Annotated in this window: 10 protein-coding genes; 6 read left to right on the top strand and 4 right to left on the bottom strand. The window is 68.3% G+C overall.

Annotated elements, in window-relative coordinates; genetic code table 11:
* Positions 1-11: 11 nt before the first annotated feature.
* Positions 12-3,197 carry an ATP-dependent helicase gene (locus tag ALI144C_RS34850; RefSeq protein WP_441297586.1) on the bottom strand — a complete coding sequence of 1,062 codons (3,186 nt, stop codon included), beginning with the start codon at positions 3,195-3,197 and terminating at the stop codon, positions 12-14.
* A gap of 623 nt (positions 3,198-3,820) precedes the next feature.
* Here ALI144C_RS34850 and ALI144C_RS34845 point away from each other — a divergent pair.
* The 6 genes from ALI144C_RS34845 to ALI144C_RS34820 are packed head-to-tail and all read left to right on the top strand — an operon-like array spanning position 3,821 to position 12,310.
* On the top strand, positions 3,821-5,905 hold the full coding sequence (locus tag ALI144C_RS34845; RefSeq protein ID WP_202819126.1) for an Agd3-related carbohydrate-binding protein: 2,085 nt from the start codon (positions 3,821-3,823) through the stop codon (positions 5,903-5,905).
* Between the two features lie 6 nt (positions 5,906-5,911).
* The gene (locus ALI144C_RS34840) at positions 5,912-7,960 is read left to right on the top strand and encodes an Agd3-related carbohydrate-binding protein (RefSeq protein ID WP_076991427.1); all 2,049 of its coding nucleotides are present in this window, start codon (positions 5,912-5,914) and stop codon (positions 7,958-7,960) included.
* Positions 7,957-9,384: a GT4 family glycosyltransferase PelF gene (gene pelF, locus ALI144C_RS34835; RefSeq protein ID WP_076991426.1), complete on the top strand. Its 1,428-nt coding sequence runs from the start codon at positions 7,957-7,959 to the stop codon at positions 9,382-9,384. The genes ALI144C_RS34840 and pelF overlap by 4 nt, the downstream gene beginning before the upstream one ends.
* Entirely contained in the window at positions 9,381-10,706 is a 1,326-nt protein-coding gene (locus tag ALI144C_RS34830; RefSeq protein WP_076991425.1) for a hypothetical protein, read from the top strand. Before pelF ends, ALI144C_RS34830 begins: the two co-directional genes overlap by 4 nt.
* Before the next feature lie 18 nt (positions 10,707-10,724).
* Entirely contained in the window at positions 10,725-11,444 is a 720-nt protein-coding gene (locus ALI144C_RS34825; RefSeq protein ID WP_076991424.1) for a nucleotidyltransferase family protein, read from the top strand.
* On the top strand, positions 11,444-12,310 hold the full coding sequence (locus tag ALI144C_RS34820) for an NAD-dependent epimerase/dehydratase family protein (protein WP_076991423.1): 867 nt from the start codon (positions 11,444-11,446) through the stop codon (positions 12,308-12,310). Before ALI144C_RS34825 ends, ALI144C_RS34820 begins: the two co-directional genes overlap by 1 nt.
* A 20-nt stretch (positions 12,311-12,330) precedes the next feature.
* On the opposite strand, the gene ALI144C_RS34815 is transcribed toward ALI144C_RS34820, so the two are convergent.
* From ALI144C_RS34815 to ALI144C_RS34805, 3 genes are read right to left on the bottom strand one after another with little or no spacing between them, the layout of a single operon-like run.
* Positions 12,331-13,041, bottom strand: coding sequence for an endo alpha-1,4 polygalactosaminidase (locus tag ALI144C_RS34815; RefSeq protein WP_202819125.1), 711 nt, complete (start codon positions 13,039-13,041; stop codon positions 12,331-12,333).
* Complete coding sequence (locus ALI144C_RS34810) at positions 13,038-13,976, bottom strand: NAD-dependent epimerase/dehydratase family protein (RefSeq protein WP_076991421.1); 939 nt, start codon at positions 13,974-13,976, stop codon at positions 13,038-13,040. Before ALI144C_RS34810 ends, ALI144C_RS34815 begins: the two co-directional genes overlap by 4 nt.
* A complete protein-coding gene (locus ALI144C_RS34805) occupies positions 13,973-15,274 on the bottom strand; it encodes a nucleotide sugar dehydrogenase (protein ID WP_237774461.1) in 1,302 nt (433 codons plus the stop codon). Before ALI144C_RS34805 ends, ALI144C_RS34810 begins: the two co-directional genes overlap by 4 nt.
* Between the last annotated feature and the right edge of the window lie 45 nt (positions 15,275-15,319).

Here is a 15,319-nt window from a genome sequence, read left to right as displayed (position 1 = left end):
ACGTCCATCCATCACTCCGTCACCTGGCGTCCGGCCGGGTGCAACGGGCAGCTGGTCCTGGCCGGGCAGCGGGAGCAGTCGGGGTTCTCGCGCGCCTCGTAGTCCGGGCCGATGCTGTCGGCCGCCGCCTTGCGGACCACCTCAAGCCACTCCTGGACGGCTTCGCCTTCGACCGGTTCCTGGACGCGTTCCGCCGCGCCGGTCTTGCGGTCCTTCTTGGCCACGAACACCAGGCGCGCGCCGCCGGAGTCGGTGTCGAGCCCCAGCTGTTTGAAGGCGCCGTACGCCGCCGCCAGCTGGTACACCGCCAGCTGCGGGTGCTGGGCCGCTTCGTCCTTGCTGACGGGGGTTTTGCCGCTTTTGATGTCGATCACGACCGGCCGTTTGTCCGCGTCGGCCTCCAGCCGGTCGACGCGGCCGCGCAGCCTGATCCGCGGGCCGTCCTCCTCCTGCGGCAGGTCGACGTCCACGTCGTGCTCGACCGCCACCTGGGTCAGCTGCGAGCGGGTCCCCGTCAGCCAGCTGAGGAACGTGTCGAGCATGCCGTGCACGCGCTGCTTCTCGCGCTTGGAGTACCAGGGCGCACCCGCGTCGACCTGTTTCCACGTCTCGTCGAGCTGGGCGCGCAGTTCCCGCTCGTTCGCGCCCTCCGCCGCCGCCTGGGCCAGCGCGTGCACGAGCGTGCCGGTGATCACGTGCAGTTCGACCGGGTCCTGCCCGCCGTGCCGCTCGACCACCCAGCGCAGCGGGCACTTGGCTAACACGTCCACTGTGGAGGGTGAGACCCTGACCGGCTCGGTCTTCTCCCGCAGCGCGACCGCACTGGACATCTGCGCGAGGCCGTACCAGGAGTCCGGGTGCGCGCCCGGCACACCGGCCTCGGCCAGCCTGGCCAACTGCCGGGCGGCACGGCTGCGGCGCGGCGCGGACTCCTCGCCGTCGCACACCACCTTGCGCAGTTCGCCGACCAGGTCGGCCAGGACGAGCGACCGGGTGGCCGACAGCGAGACGAACGCCAGCTCCTCGTCCTCGAACTCGGCGAGCTCGCCGAGGAACCGGGACGGCTGTTCCTCCTCACCGCGGATCGCGCTCACGAGCAGCCGCCACCGGGCCCGGCTCGCCGCGACCAGGAACAACCGGCGTTCCTCGGCCAGGATCGGCGCGGTCATCGACACGTATTCGTACGGGTCGGCGCCGTTGAGCACGTCCACCATCTGCTCGACGCCCAGCAACGAGCCACGCAGCCGCAGGTCCGGCCATGCGCCCTCCTGCACGCCCGGCACGGCGACGACCGTCCATTCGCGGCCCGCGGCCGCGTGCGCGGTGAGCAGCGCGACGGACTCGCCCGTCGGCGCCTTGGCGGCGAGGCTGTCGCCCGCGATCTGTTGCGCGGTCAGGTAATCGGCGAACCGGGCGACACCGGCGCCGGGCAGCCGGTCGGCGTACTTCGCCGCGGCGTGGAACAGCCCGACGATCGCGTCCAGGTCACGGTCCGCGTGCGCGCCGGAGGTCCCGCCACGCTCGGTCTGCGCGACCCAGCGGCGCTCGAGTCCGCTGCCCTGCCAGATCTCCCACAGCACCTGCTCGACACCCGCGCCGTCGGCGATCGCCTTGCGCGCCCCGGCGAGCAAGGCGGCGACCCGGCGCAACGGCGCGGCCTCCGCGTCATCCAAGGCGGCGAGCTTGTCGTGCGTGTCGAGCGCCTCCACAAGCAACTCATCACTGGAACGGTCTCCGTCCGCGGCCAACTCAAGACGCCTCAGCCCACGCCGCAACCGTCGCAACGCCATTGGATCCGCGCCGCCGAGCGGTGACGACAACAGCATCGCGGCCGTGTCGGCGGTCAACGCCGTGGAATCGGCGGCGCACTCAAGCAACGCGAGGAACGGCCGTACGGCTGGTTGTTGCGCCAACGGCAACTCGTCGGTGGGGATCACGACAGGCACACCGGCCGCCGCCAAAGCCCGGTACAGCACGGGAATCGACCGTGTCGCCGAGCGGACGACCACGGCCATCTCCGACCACGGCACCTCGTCGATCAGGTGCGCCCGCCGCAACTGGTCGGCGACCCAGTTGGCCTCGGCGGCGGCCGACGGGTGCAGCCGCACTGCCACGTTGCCGTCGGCGGGGACACCACGACCTTCCTGGATCCGCCGCTGCGGCCCCGCGCCGGGCAGCCGCATGGCCAGGCGGCCGACGGCTTCCCTGACCTGGGTGGACATCCGGTGGCCGGTGGTGAGGACGACCGTGTTGAGCCCGCTGGGGTCCGCGTCGGCCAGCAACCGCGGATCGGCGCCGCGGAAGGAGAAGATCGCCTGGTCCGGGTCCCCGGCCAGGACGAACTCGCCGCCGCCCTCGGCCAGCGTTTCGACCAGCTGGTACTGCAACGGGTCCAGGTGCTGCGCGTCGTCGACATACAGGTGGCGGACGCGCGCGCGTTCCTGGTCGAGCAACTCGTCGTCGGTCTCGAACGCGACAAGGGCGCTGTCGACCAGCTCCGCGGCGTCCAACGCGGGCCCGCTCGCCTGCGCCACACCGGTGTCCGCCGCGCCTGCGAGCAACGTGACCTGTTCGTACTGCTTGCCGAACCGTCCCGCCGCGACCCATTCGTCCCGCGAGTACCGCCGCCCGAGCGCAGCCAGGTCGTCCGGGCCGATGCCCCGTTCGGCGGCCCGCAGCAGCAGGTCACGCAGTTCGTCGGCGAAACCGGGAATGGTCAGCGCGGGCCGCAGGCGTTTCGGCCAGTAGGCGGCGCCGCGCTCGAGGTCGCCTTCCAGCAGATCCCGGAAGACGGAGTCCTGTTCCGGACCGCTCAGCAGCCGAGGCCCCGGCTCGTCCCGCAATGACGCATGCAACCTCAGCACAGCGAACGCATAGGAGTGGACCGTGCGTACAAGCGGGTCACGCGCTGTGGGCATGCCACCGTCGGCGAGCAGACTGGCGATCTGTGTCCGCAACGCGGCGGCTGCTCGCCGGTTGGTCGTGAGGATCAGCATGTTCTCGGGGTCGACGCCGTCCGCGATACGCCGTGCGGCACTGTGCGCCAGCAGGGTCGTCTTGCCGGTCCCGGGTCCGCCGAGGACGCGACAGAAGCCGCCACCGCCCTCGATCAGCTGGGCGGCCGCGTCGTCCCAGTTCAGACCCCTGCGAGGGCGGTGCGGAGCCCGTACGAGCAGCGGCGCGGACTTCGTCACCACGTCACGATGGAATCACGGCGCTCCGACATCCGGGTGAGCGACACCCCCTGACCAGGATGTTGATCACCTAAGTGGTTGCGATCGGCCCCCGGGGCCCGCGCGACCGCCCATCCGGTGACAGGCATGGCAAACGTCATTCCCAGTTGCCGGATAAATTGCGTCGATCATTGTGTTCGGTCATAAAAACAAGCGAAAGCGGGCAATTGTCACCCGATCGGCCGAGAGCTACCGAATGGCCCATCCACTCGAGTGACAACGCCGCCGTACGGCCGCACCGAACAACCGCCGAACGGGCCATGTCATGCGGTGCCCATCAGCGAACACGCGGGTCACGGGTGGGACGATATCCGTTCCCCGCACGAGGATCATGATATCGAGAATGATCCACTGAAAAGTGGCGAATGTCAGCGTGTAACAAGCAGACTTCCGCCGACGAACCCCTAAGTGCGTCACGCCTTTTCGATCAATGCTGCCCCGGCCCTGCACCTGGGAGGCTCATGCCCGGCTGAGCGCTTTCGCGCCTCGTCCCGCTTATTGGGAAACAGTTCTTCGTCCGCTGCGCGAGCGGTGCGCTCGCCATCTCGCCATGCCCGAGTAACGACGCCACCAGAGGGGTTTCGTCCATGAACAGGATCAGGACGAGGGTTTTGCCTGTCCTGCTAGCCGCCGCTGTCACCGGTTCCGTCGCCAGCCCCGCGAGCAGCGCACCCGCTGGTGGCGGGCATGTCGAGCACGCACACGAACATCCGCTGATCCGCGCGGCGGTCTCCCGCCCGAAACAGGCACCCGCGCCGAAGCTGCCCGTGGTGAATGGACCGGTAAAGGCCACCAAGGCCGCCACCGGTTCCCACCAGGTGAACGCGGGCGGCAAGGTCGCGTTGCGCGTGCTGGTTCTCGCGAGTTCGGCGACCGATTTCGGGTTGCCGACGTGGAAGTCGACCCTTGACCGGATCGGCCAGCCATACGACGTCATACTCGCGAAGAACACGACGCTGCTGGCCAGCCACCTCGTGAACAACGACGGAACAGCCAAGTACAACGCCGTCCTGCTTACCGACAACGCGCTGATCAGCGAAGGGACCAGCGCATTCGATTCGACCGAGTGGTCTGCGCTGTGGGCGTACGAAAGGGCACACGGGATCCGTCAGGTCTCGTTGTACACCTCATATGGTACGTACCCGGAGGACTACTGCCTCCGGGCCGGAACCGAAGGTCCTGTCACCACACCGATCCAGGCCGCATTGACGCAGGCGGGTAGCCAGGTCTTCGACTACCTGAAAGCGTCGGCGCGAATTCCCCTCTCCCAATCGTATGTGTACCGGTCACGGCTGCAGGCGAACTGCCAGGCCACGCCGCTGCTGACCGTCGGCAGCGACGTGTACGCGGTCACGTCCACCGCCCCGGACGGGCGCGAACGCGCGGCGCTCACGTTCTCCTCCGGTGAGTACCAGGTGCACACCGACCTGCTTGGTTACGGGCTGCTGCGATGGGCGACACGAGGCGTGTTCATCGGCGAGCAGCGGCACTTCCTCAACCTTGACATCGACGACTGGTTCAACCACACGGCCCACCTGTACCCGGACGGCCGCCTGGAGACCGACCCCGGCTTCCGGCTGTCCGGCCCCGAGGCCTCGGCGACCCACGCGCAGCAGAACTCCCTGCGGGACCGGTATCCGCTGGCCGACGAGTTCACCCTGAACCTCCCGTACAACGGCGGTGGGCTGGTCCCGAACGCGCCGTCCCGCTGCAGCGCGATGAACACGCCGGACCCGCTGAGCAGCTTCTCCCGCTGTGAGGGCAACAACTTCCGGTGGATCAACCACACGCTGGAGCACCCGACGCTCGACTTCACCGGCTACGCCGAGAACGTCGCCGAGATCCGCGACAACCTGACCGTGGGGCGGGACGCCGGCTTCGTCGTGCCCGCCGACATCCTCAAGACCCCGGCGTACTCCGGGCTCGGCGTTTACTCGACCACGCCGAACGGACCGCTCAAGGACTTCGGCCTGACCGGGTCGAACCCGCAGCTGCTGCGCGCCGCGAAGGACCTCGGCGTGACGGTGCTGCACGGCAACATGTCCTTCGAGGGCCACCAGCCGCCGTGCTTCAACTGCGCGATCACGCACCCGCTCGAGCCCTCGGTGTCGGTCGTGCCGGACTGGCCGGTCAACATCGGCTACCAGGTCACCACTCCCGACGAGCAAACGTACCTGTACAACAGCCTGTACGGCCCGAACGGCCAGTTCCCGACCCACCCGAGGAACCTGACGTACGCGGAGATCCTCGCGCTGGAGGCGGAGGTCGGCCTCGAACACGTCCTGTCCGGGTCCGTGTACGTGCACACGTTCCACCAGGGCAACGCACACCACTACGCACCGGGCAAGAGCCTCGCGTTCGACTGGGTCGAAGAGGTCGTCCGGCAGTACAGCGGCTACTACAACGTGCCGCTCAAGGGCCCGGACTGGACCTGGGTGGCGAACTACTCGAAGGCCCGCTCCGCGCACCACAACGAGATCAAGGCCGGACCGGACGTGGTGTGGGACAAGGTGACCAATGTCGTCACGGTCAAGGCCGACACCACCGGCTCGTTGTTCATCACCGGTGCGGGCGCCCTGCTCGTTCCGTCCGAGCGGTACGGCACCGACCTGATCACCCAACTGGGCGTGCGCCCCGGGCTGGGACAGACGTTGCTCGCCCAGCCGAGGTAGGCAGGCATGAATCCACGCGTGCTGGGTCGGAGCCTTCCGATCCCGCTGTTGATCGTCGTCGCGCTCGGACTGGTCGCCGTCACGCTGACCAGCCCGTCCGGGCTCGAGGCACCAGGCCCCACGGGTGTGTCCGCACAGCCGGGGATGCCGGACCAACCACCGCTGCCCCGCAGGCAACGCGTCCCGATCCGCGCCAAGAACACGGACTCGGGGCCGGGATCGCGCGTCGCGCTGCGGCTGTTGGTGGTGGCGACCGACACGGACGACTTCGGCCTGGCCGCGTGGAAATCAGTGCTGGACGGCATCGGCACGCCGTACGACGTCCTGCTCGCCCGCACCGAACGGCTGGACACCACCCGGTTGGTGCGGACGGACGGCGTGGGCCGGTACAACGCGATCCTGTTGACCAACAACGCGTTGCTCTACCCGAACAACGGCAACTACCAGCCCGCGCTCGAACCACAGGAGTGGGACGCGTTATGGAAGTACGAACGCGAGTTCCAGGTCCGGCAGGTCTCGTTGAACACGTTCCCCGGTCAGTCCCCTGAGGACTACTGCTTACGCCCGGCCGGCGAGGGCGCCGTCGGCACGACGCCTGAGCTGGCCACGGTGACCGGGGCGGGCAACCAGGTGTTCGACTACCTGGTCGCCGACGCCAAGATCCCGATCGTCCAGTCCTACCTGTACCGGGCGAGACTGGGCTGCGAGGCGACTCCGTTCCTGACCGTCGGGCAGGACGTGGTCGGTGTGTTCAGCACCCACGACGGCAGGGAACGGGCCGCGTTGACGTTCTCGGTCGGCCCAGACGCCGTGTCGACGAAGCTGCTCGGTCTCGGGCTCGTGCGGTGGGCGACCCGGGGCGTCTTCCTCGGCGAACAACGGCACTGGTTCGGCGTGGACGTCGACGACTGGTTCAGCAGCACGTTGCGGCTGCACCCGGACGGCACCAAGGACGTGTACCGGCTGACCGGCGCCGAGGCCGCGGAAGTCGCCGACCAGCAGAAGAAAGTACGCCAGGCCCACCCGCTGGCGAAGGACTTCACGCTCAACCTGCCCTACAACGCCAGCAAGTTCGACGCACGGGCCCCCGCGCACTGCTCCGACGACACCACCGAGCCGCTGAGCAGCTACACCAAGTGCCTGGCCGGTGAGTTCCGGTGGATCAACCACACCAGCACACACCCGCAGATGAACGACACCCCCTACGAACGCAACCACACCGAGATCCAGCGCAACCTCCTGGACGCGGCCACCGGCGGGCTGAAGGTCCCGCACTCGGTGCTGAAAACCCCCGAGTACTCCGGGCTCGGCGTGTACAACCCGGACCCGGAGTCCCCCGACCCGCCGACCGACCACGGGTTGGCCGGGTCCAACAAGGAACTGCTCAAGGCGGCGAGCGACCTCGGTGTGCGTTACGTCCAGGGCAACATGTCCTTCGCGGGCCACCGGCCGTCCTGCTTCAACTGCGGCATCCACCACCCGTTGCAGCGGGACGTGTTCGTCGTCCCGGACTGGCCGACCAACATCGCGTTCGAGGCCGTCACCCCGGACGAGCAGAAAGCTCTGTACAACGCCGAATACGGCGCGCACAGCTACGAGGCGATCGTCAAGGGCGAGGCTGAAGTCGCGCTGCAGCACGTGATGAGCGGCTCCGCATACGTCCACACGCTGCACCAGGGCAACCTCCACCAGTACGCGAACGGCAAGAGCCTCGCGTTCGACTGGATCGAGGCGGTTCTCGCCGGGTACACCGCGTACTACCGGGTCCCGTTGAAGAACACCGACTGGGTCACGCTGGCGAACTACGTGGAGCACCGCACGTCCCACTTCGGCCAGCTCACCGAGGACGCCGTGTGGAACCGGCTGACGAACGCCGTGACCTACACCGCGAAGAACGACGGATCGCTGTTCGTCACCGGGATCCAGACGAGGGAGGCGACCGACGAGGACCAGAAAGGACCGGACGAGGCCGAGATCTACGGCAGCGACGCGATCTCACGGCTCGGCGTGAACGCGGGCCAGTCCGTCACCGTGACTGCGAGCCCACGGTCATGATCGCACCCGAGCGCCTCACCCTGACCAAGCCCACCGGGGCGGCCCGGCCAAGTCTTCGGGTCGCGTTGATCTCCGAAGGCGCCTACCCGTTCCACCCCGGCGGTGTCAGCCTGTGGTGCGACCAGCTGATCAACGGCATGCCCGAACACGAGTTCACAGCGGTCGCGTTGACCGTCGACGGGTCCGAGCGCAGCACCTGGCCGACACCGGACAACCTGGCGCGGGTCGTGAACCTTCCGTTATGGGGCCCGCAACAGCGGAAACGACGGAAAAGACGCGGTTTCGGCGCGATCCACGCGGCGTTCATCGAAGCGCTGCGACCGCCGGGCAACCCCGACGCGCTGCTGGACGCGCTGCCCGCGATGTTCGAGTACGCCAGGAAGGCGGACCTGAGCAAGGCGATGGTGTCCAACGAGGCCATCGACCGGCTGATGACGACGTGGACGGAACCGCTCAGCCTGCGTGACGCGCTGACCGCGTCGGACCTGTTGGAACACATGCTGCGGCCGCTGTCGTACCCACCGATCGAGGCCGACATCTGCCACCTGTCGATGAACGGGCTGAGCGCGTTGGTCGCGATGGCCGCGAAGTGGACGCACGGCACCCCGATCCTGATGTCCGAGCACGGCGTGTACCTGCGGGAACGCTATCTCGGCATCGTCAACGAACCCACCCCGCACTCGGTGAAGGTGTTGCTGCTCAGCTTCTTCCGCGCACTGGCGGGCGCGGCCTACCGCGCGGCGGACATGCTCGCGCCGCACTCCAGCTACAACCGTCGCTGGCAGCTGCACAACGGCGCGGACGCCGCCCGCATGCGCACGATGTACAACGGCATCGACCCGGCGGACTTCCCGCCGGTCGAGCACGAGCCGGACCTGCCGACAATCGTGTTCGTCGGCCGGATCGACCCGTTGAAGGACCTGCACACCCTGATCAGGGCGTTCCACCTGGTGCGCAAGGAGATCCCGGACGCGGTGCTGCGGATGTTCGGCCCGGTCACCCCGGTCAACGAGGGGTACCACGCCAGCTGCGTCGAGCTGATCGAGCAGTTGGGGCTGACCGGGTCGGCCACGTTCGAAGGCCGTGTGCCCCGGCAGATCGACGCGTACCACGCGGGTCACCTGGTCGCGCTGACCAGCGTGTCCGAGGGGTTCCCGTTCACCGTGGTCGAGTCGATGTCGGCCGGGCGGCCCCAGGTGTGCACGAACGTCGGCGGCGTGTCCGAGGCCGTCGGCGACGCCGGGTTCGTCGTCCCGCCACGCGATCACACGGCCGTCGCGCGGGCGTGCGTCAAGCTGCTCACCGACACGTCGTTGCGGCGCAAGCTCGGCCGGGTCGCCCGGCAGCGGGTGCTGGAGAACTTCACCCTCCAGCAGTGGAACGACAGCTACCGGGCGATCTACACCGAGCTGGTGACGCGATGACCGAGATCGAGGCGGTGGACGAGCTCGCGAACCGGGTCGCGCCGATGATCGGCCGGGCGGTCGACGAGCTGCAGATCGCCGCCGTGCTGGAGAGCCAGGGTTTCACCGACCAGGTGGCGCAGGAGCGCTACGGGGTCAAGGACGTCTTCGCGCTCGCCGTCGTCGTGTACAAGCGTCTGCCTCGTGACGTCGAGACGCACGACGACGAACCACGGACCAGGAGAACGTTCCGGGTACTGTCGCACGGACCGCTCTTCCTGTTGCCGAGCCTGGCCTACCCGGCGGCGTACGACTGGCTCGGCGCGATGACCATGGTCCGCGGCCTGGTGTTCACCACCGCGATCGGCTGGTGGTGGGCGATGGGCATGAGCCTGGTCGCCTACCGCCTGCTCGGCCACGGTCTCGACCGCGCCGCCGGGCGGTCGTTGCGGCTGTCCGGCGGTGTCGGGCTCGGGGTCGTCGCGGCCGGGTCGTTGCTGATCGACACCCGGCTGTGGATGTTCTGCCTGGCACAGATGGGATTCCAGGTCTCGTCGTGCGTGCTCGTGATCCACAAGCGGGAGGCACGCCTGGCGTTGCTGATGGTTCCCGCGTGCGCCGGCGGTGCGGCGCATCTCGTTCTCGACGTGCTGCCCGTGGCACTCGGCTGCGGCGCACTGTCCATTGCGCTGATCCTGGCCGCCTCGTGGCACGAGACGGGCCGGGCAAAGCCGGACACCCGCAAACCGCCGCGCATGTCCTTGTTGCTCAGGCTGTCCGCGCCCAGTGTGGCGTACTCGGCCTTGTGCGCGGCGTTCATGTTGAACACGGACGCGCGGTTCGTGTTGGCCGATCTGGATCTCGGACTGGCCGTCGCGCCGCTGGTGCTCGGGATGGGCGCCGTGGAGTGGCGGGCGCACCGGTATTCCGAGCAGGCGCTGGACGAACTGGACTCGGCCAAGGACGTCACGCGGTTCCGGCGGGCCACCCAGCGGCTGCTGGTCAGGGAACTGGCCTGGTGCCTGGTGATCCTGGCCTGCGTCGCGCTGGTCGTGCTCGGCGTCCTCGCCCGGTTCGGCCTGCTCACCGCCCGGGGCGCGCTGCTCGTGGACGCGCACGTGCTGCTCGGTGGCGTGTTCTTCCTCGGGTTCGTGTTGATGCGCTACGAAGGCCTGCGCTGGCCGCTGGCGATCATGCCCGTCGTCATCAGTGCCAACGTGCTCGTCAACCACTTCGCACCCGGTCACGAGATCCCGGTTTTCCTCACGGGCTGTGCCGCCTTGCTCGTGCTTTTCCTGCTGACCTCGCTGGCGACCGCGGGCGAGGTCCGGCGCTACCGTTGAGAAGAAGGAGGCAACACCATGCACGCGGTGATACTCGCTGGGGGGCGGGGAGTACGACTGCGGCCTTACACGACGGCGCTGCCGAAACCGCTGGTGCCGATCGGTGAGGAGTACGCCATCCTCGACATCATCATGCAACAGCTGCGCTCACAGGGCTTCACCCGCGCCACACTGGCGATCGGCCACCTCGGGTCGTTGATCCAGGCCTTCGTCGGCGACGGCTCGCGGTGGGGCATCTCGGTCGACTACTCCCAGGAGGAGTCGCCGCTGTCGACGATCGGGCCGTTGCTCAACTTCCTCGACTTACTGCCGGAGAACTTCCTGGTGATGAACGGGGACGTGCTCACGGATCTGGACTACGTCGGGCTGCTGCACCACCACACCCAGACCGGCGCGCCGCTGACCATCGCCACCTACCAGCGGCAGGTGAAGATCGACTTCGGCACGCTGGAGACGGCCGACGGCCGGATCGTGCGGTTCGTGGAGAAGCCGACCCTCTCCTACGGCGTGAGCATGGGCGTCTACGCGATGTCCCGCAAGACGCTCGCCCCCTACCCGCGCAACGTCCCCTTCGGACTCGACGAGCTCGTGCTCGACCTGCTGGCCAAGGACGAACCCCCCGCGGCCTACGACTTCGACGGGTACTGGCTGGACATCGGGCGGCCGGACGACTACGACGAGGCCAACCGCGAGTTCGAACGGCTGCGCCCGCTGCTCGTCCCCGGATCGGTGGCTTGATGAAGCGGGTGCTGCTCTTCGGTGGCAGTGGTTTCCTCGGCGGCAAGGTGGTCGCCGAACTGACCGGCCAGGTCGACCTGGTCCAGGTCGGCCGCCGTTCCGCGCTGCGGCACGACCTGGTCAACGACGACGTCGGCAAACTGATGACGCTGCTGCGGGAGATCAAGCCGGAGGTCGTGGTCAACTGCACGGGACTGTTATCCGGCTCCGCCGCGGACCTGGTGTCGGCCAACGTGCTCACGACCGCGCACCTGGTGGACGCGATCACCGCGGCGGTGCCGTCGGCGCGGCTGGTCGTGCTCGGCTCGGCAGGCGAGTACGGCGTGGTCCCCGTCGGCACGCCCGTGTCCGAGGACAGCCCGACCGTCCCCGTCGCGACCTACGGCATCACGAAACTCGCCAGCACCAACATGGTCGTCGCAGCCGATGTAGACGCTGTGTCGCTGCGCGTGTTCAACCCGATCGGGCCAGGGATCGGCGCGGACACCGTGCTCGGTCGCGCGGCGGCGAACATCCGCACGGCGTTGCACCACGGCGACGACAAGATCCTGCTCGGCCCGTTGGACTCGTACCGGGACTTCGTCGACGTGCGGGACGTCGCCCGCGCGATCGCCGCGGTGACACTCGCCGACGAGGTTCGGTACCCGGTGATGAACGTGGGCAGCGGCGTGCCCGTGCTGATCAGGGACGCGGTGAAGGTGCTCGCCGAAGTGGCCGGGTACACCGGCGAGATCTCCGAGGCCGACCCGCCGGTGCACCGATCCGGCGCCGTCACGTGGATCGCCGCCGACATCTCCCGGATCACCACCACCCTGAACTGGCGACCGCACCACGACCTGCGTTCCTCTATCCGCGCGCTCTGGTGAACACCGCACTGCCCGCCGCCTCATGCGGCGGGCAGTGTTCCCAGATCACGGGTGCTCACGAAACAGGGCATTCCGAATCTGGCTGCTCTTTGCTGGGCGTACTGGGCCAGCCGTGGAGTGTCCGCGTAGTCGAGCGCGAACACCTCCACGTCCAGTCCCAGCAACATCTCCGCGTATCGGGCGTGCACGTCGAGCACGTCCGGTGGCCACGGCGCGTAGCCGTCGTCGACCCACCGGGACGTGAAGGACTCGAACAGCACGCCGTCGACCAGTTCGGCCAGCTGCGGCAACAGGCCGAAACCCCGGTTGGCCAGCAGGTAGTCCGGGTAGGTCGACTCCCTGATCGCCGCGACCAGCGTCAGCAGGTGCGGCAGGTCGTCGGGGAACGTCAGCTCGATGTTCAGCGTGTCGAGGAAGAACCCCCGAAACCCCCGCCTGCGCATCTCACCGGCCTTGCCCAGCACGTGCTCGCTCCACCCGGGGTGTCCGACGTGGACGAAGTGCCCACCCCAGTCCGGGTTGCTCTGCGTGCGCTGCCACTCCGCAGGTGGCCCGGTGTCCTCGGTCAGCGACAGGTAGCACAACGGCCGCACACCCCGTACCACGAGCGAGGCGATGTCCTGTTCGGAGTACGCCTCGCCCTGCAGCACCACGCGATCGAACGCGGCGAGCCGGTCGATCTCGTCGGTTCCGTAGTAGAACGCGACCGGCCCGCCACGCGGATGGGTCACGCGTTCCCGCGATACCATTCGAACGTCCGCCTGACTCCCTCTTCCAATGACACAGCGGGTTCGTACCCGGTGAGCGCGCGCAGCTTCGCCAAGTCCGGACAGCGCCTCGCGACCGATCCGGCCGGTGCGCTCTCGACGTCGAGCACCGGGTCGTGGTCGGCGATCCGCAACACCAGCTTGGTCAGGTCGCCGATGTTGGTCTCCTCGTCGTTGCCGATGTGCACGATCTCGCCGGTGACCTTGTCCATCGACAGCAGCATGGCCGACACGGCGTCGTCGACGTAGCAGAACGCCCGGTACTGGTCGGTGCCGTAGACCTTGAACGGGTCCTCGCGGCGGGCGGCCCGCAGGGAGAGCTCGGGGATCACGTGGTCCGCGCCCATCCTCGGCCCGTAGACGTTGTGGAACCGGCCGATCACGAACGACAGGCCCTTGGCCCGTCCCATGTGGACGACCGCTTCCTCGCCGAGCAGCTTGCTCGCCGCGTAGGCGAACCTCGGCGCGGTCACGTCCTCGATCATCACCGGCACCGTCTCCGGCGTCGGGACCTGCACGATGCCCGCACTCACACCACCGGCGTACACCTCGCTGGTCGAGGCGAAGAACAGCTTCTCCTCCGGCCTGATCCAGTCCAAAGCGTTCAGCACGACCATGGTGTTGACGTGCACGACCCGGCCGGGGTCCTTCTCCACGTTGCGCACGCCGACCACCGCGGCCAGCAGGTACACCTGGTCCCAGCCGTGCGGGATCCGGTCGAACGACTCGTGGTCGGTGAGGTCGGCCGAGATCACCGGCACGTCGAGCGCGGCCAGGTCGGGGTCGTTGCGGCCACGGGAGAAGTCGTCGACCACGGTGACCTCGTGCCCTTCGGCGAGCAGGCGCCTGGTCAGGTGCACGCCGATGAACCCGGCGCCGCCGAGCACGAGCGCCCTCATGCCGGCACCTCGTAGCCCAGCGCCGCGTACCGCACGCCGTTGGCGGTGACCTTGTCCGCGTTTAGGATCCGCCACGAGTCGTAGACCAGCCGGACGTTCCCGCCGGGCAGCACCTCGTCGACGTCGATCGCCTTGTAGTCGGGGTGGTCGGTGATCACCAGCACCGCGTCGGCCCGCTGGAAGCCTTCGGCGACGTCGACCGGTTCACCGCCGTACTCCCTGATCACGCGGGGCAGGACGAGCGGGTCGTGCCCGAGGACGTGGATCCCCGCCGCCGAGAACACCGGCATCATCGACACGATCGGCGTGCCGCGCATGTCGTCTGTAGGCGGATGACCTTTGTAGGCCCAGCCGAGCACCAGCAGCGTCCGGCTACCGGACATCAGCTCGACCACCCGGTGCGCGACGTGCACCGGCGTTTCCTCGTTGAGCGTTCGGGCGGCCGCGATGAGCTTCGGTACGTAGCCGTTGCGCTCGCCGCTGGTGATCATGATGTACGGGTCCTTCGACAGGCACCCGCCGCCGACGTAGCCGGGCTTGGCGATGTCGGGCCTCGGGTAGTCGAGGTTGGTCGCCCTGATCACCTCGAGCGGGTCGAGACCGAGCCGCTCGGTGAGCATCGCCACCTCGTTGCCGAACGAGTAGATCACGTCGGTGTGGCAGTTGTTGGTGAGCTTCACCAGCTCAGCGGTTTCCACAGTGGACACGGGGACCACCTGGGCCGACAGCCCGCCGAACAGCCGCACACCGAGCTCGCGGCTCTCGTCGTCGAGTCCGCCGACGACCTGCGGCAGTTCGACCAGCTCACGCAGGGCCTGGCCCTGGATCGTGCGCTCCGGCGCCATCACCAGCCGTGCGCTGCCCCACTTCTCGACCAGCGGCGGCAGCACGACGGCACGGCTCGCACCGACCGGGACCGTGCTGCGGACAACGACCAACGTGGTCGGCGCGCACCGGTCGGCCACGTGTTCGGCCGCCGCGGCCAGGTTCTTCAACCTGGGTTCATGGGTCGTTTCGTCGACGGGCGTGGACACGCAGATGATCGCCGCGTCGACGCCGTCATCGGGCAGTTCACGGGCGATGAAGATGTTCTTGCCGATCAGTTCGGTGAACGTCTCGGTCACACCGGGCTCGAAGATGTGCGGCTTTCCCTGGGACAGCGATTCGAGTACGAACGGGTCGGTGTCGACCCCGTGCACTTCGAAGCCCTTGCGGGCCATCGCGGCCGCCAGCGTCAAGCCGACATAGCCCATTCCAACGATGCCGATTCTGCGTAAATCCGGCATGTGAACAGTCACGCTCACTCCTCAGGGATTTTTGACACCGGCCATGGAGTTCGTCGG

The organism is Actinosynnema sp. ALI-1.44, from assembly GCF_001984155.1.
Classification (GTDB): Bacteria; Actinomycetota; Actinomycetes; order Mycobacteriales; family Pseudonocardiaceae; genus Kibdelosporangium.
The sequence above is the reverse complement of the archived record's forward strand: the minus strand, read 5'-3'. Positions and strand labels throughout refer to the sequence as shown.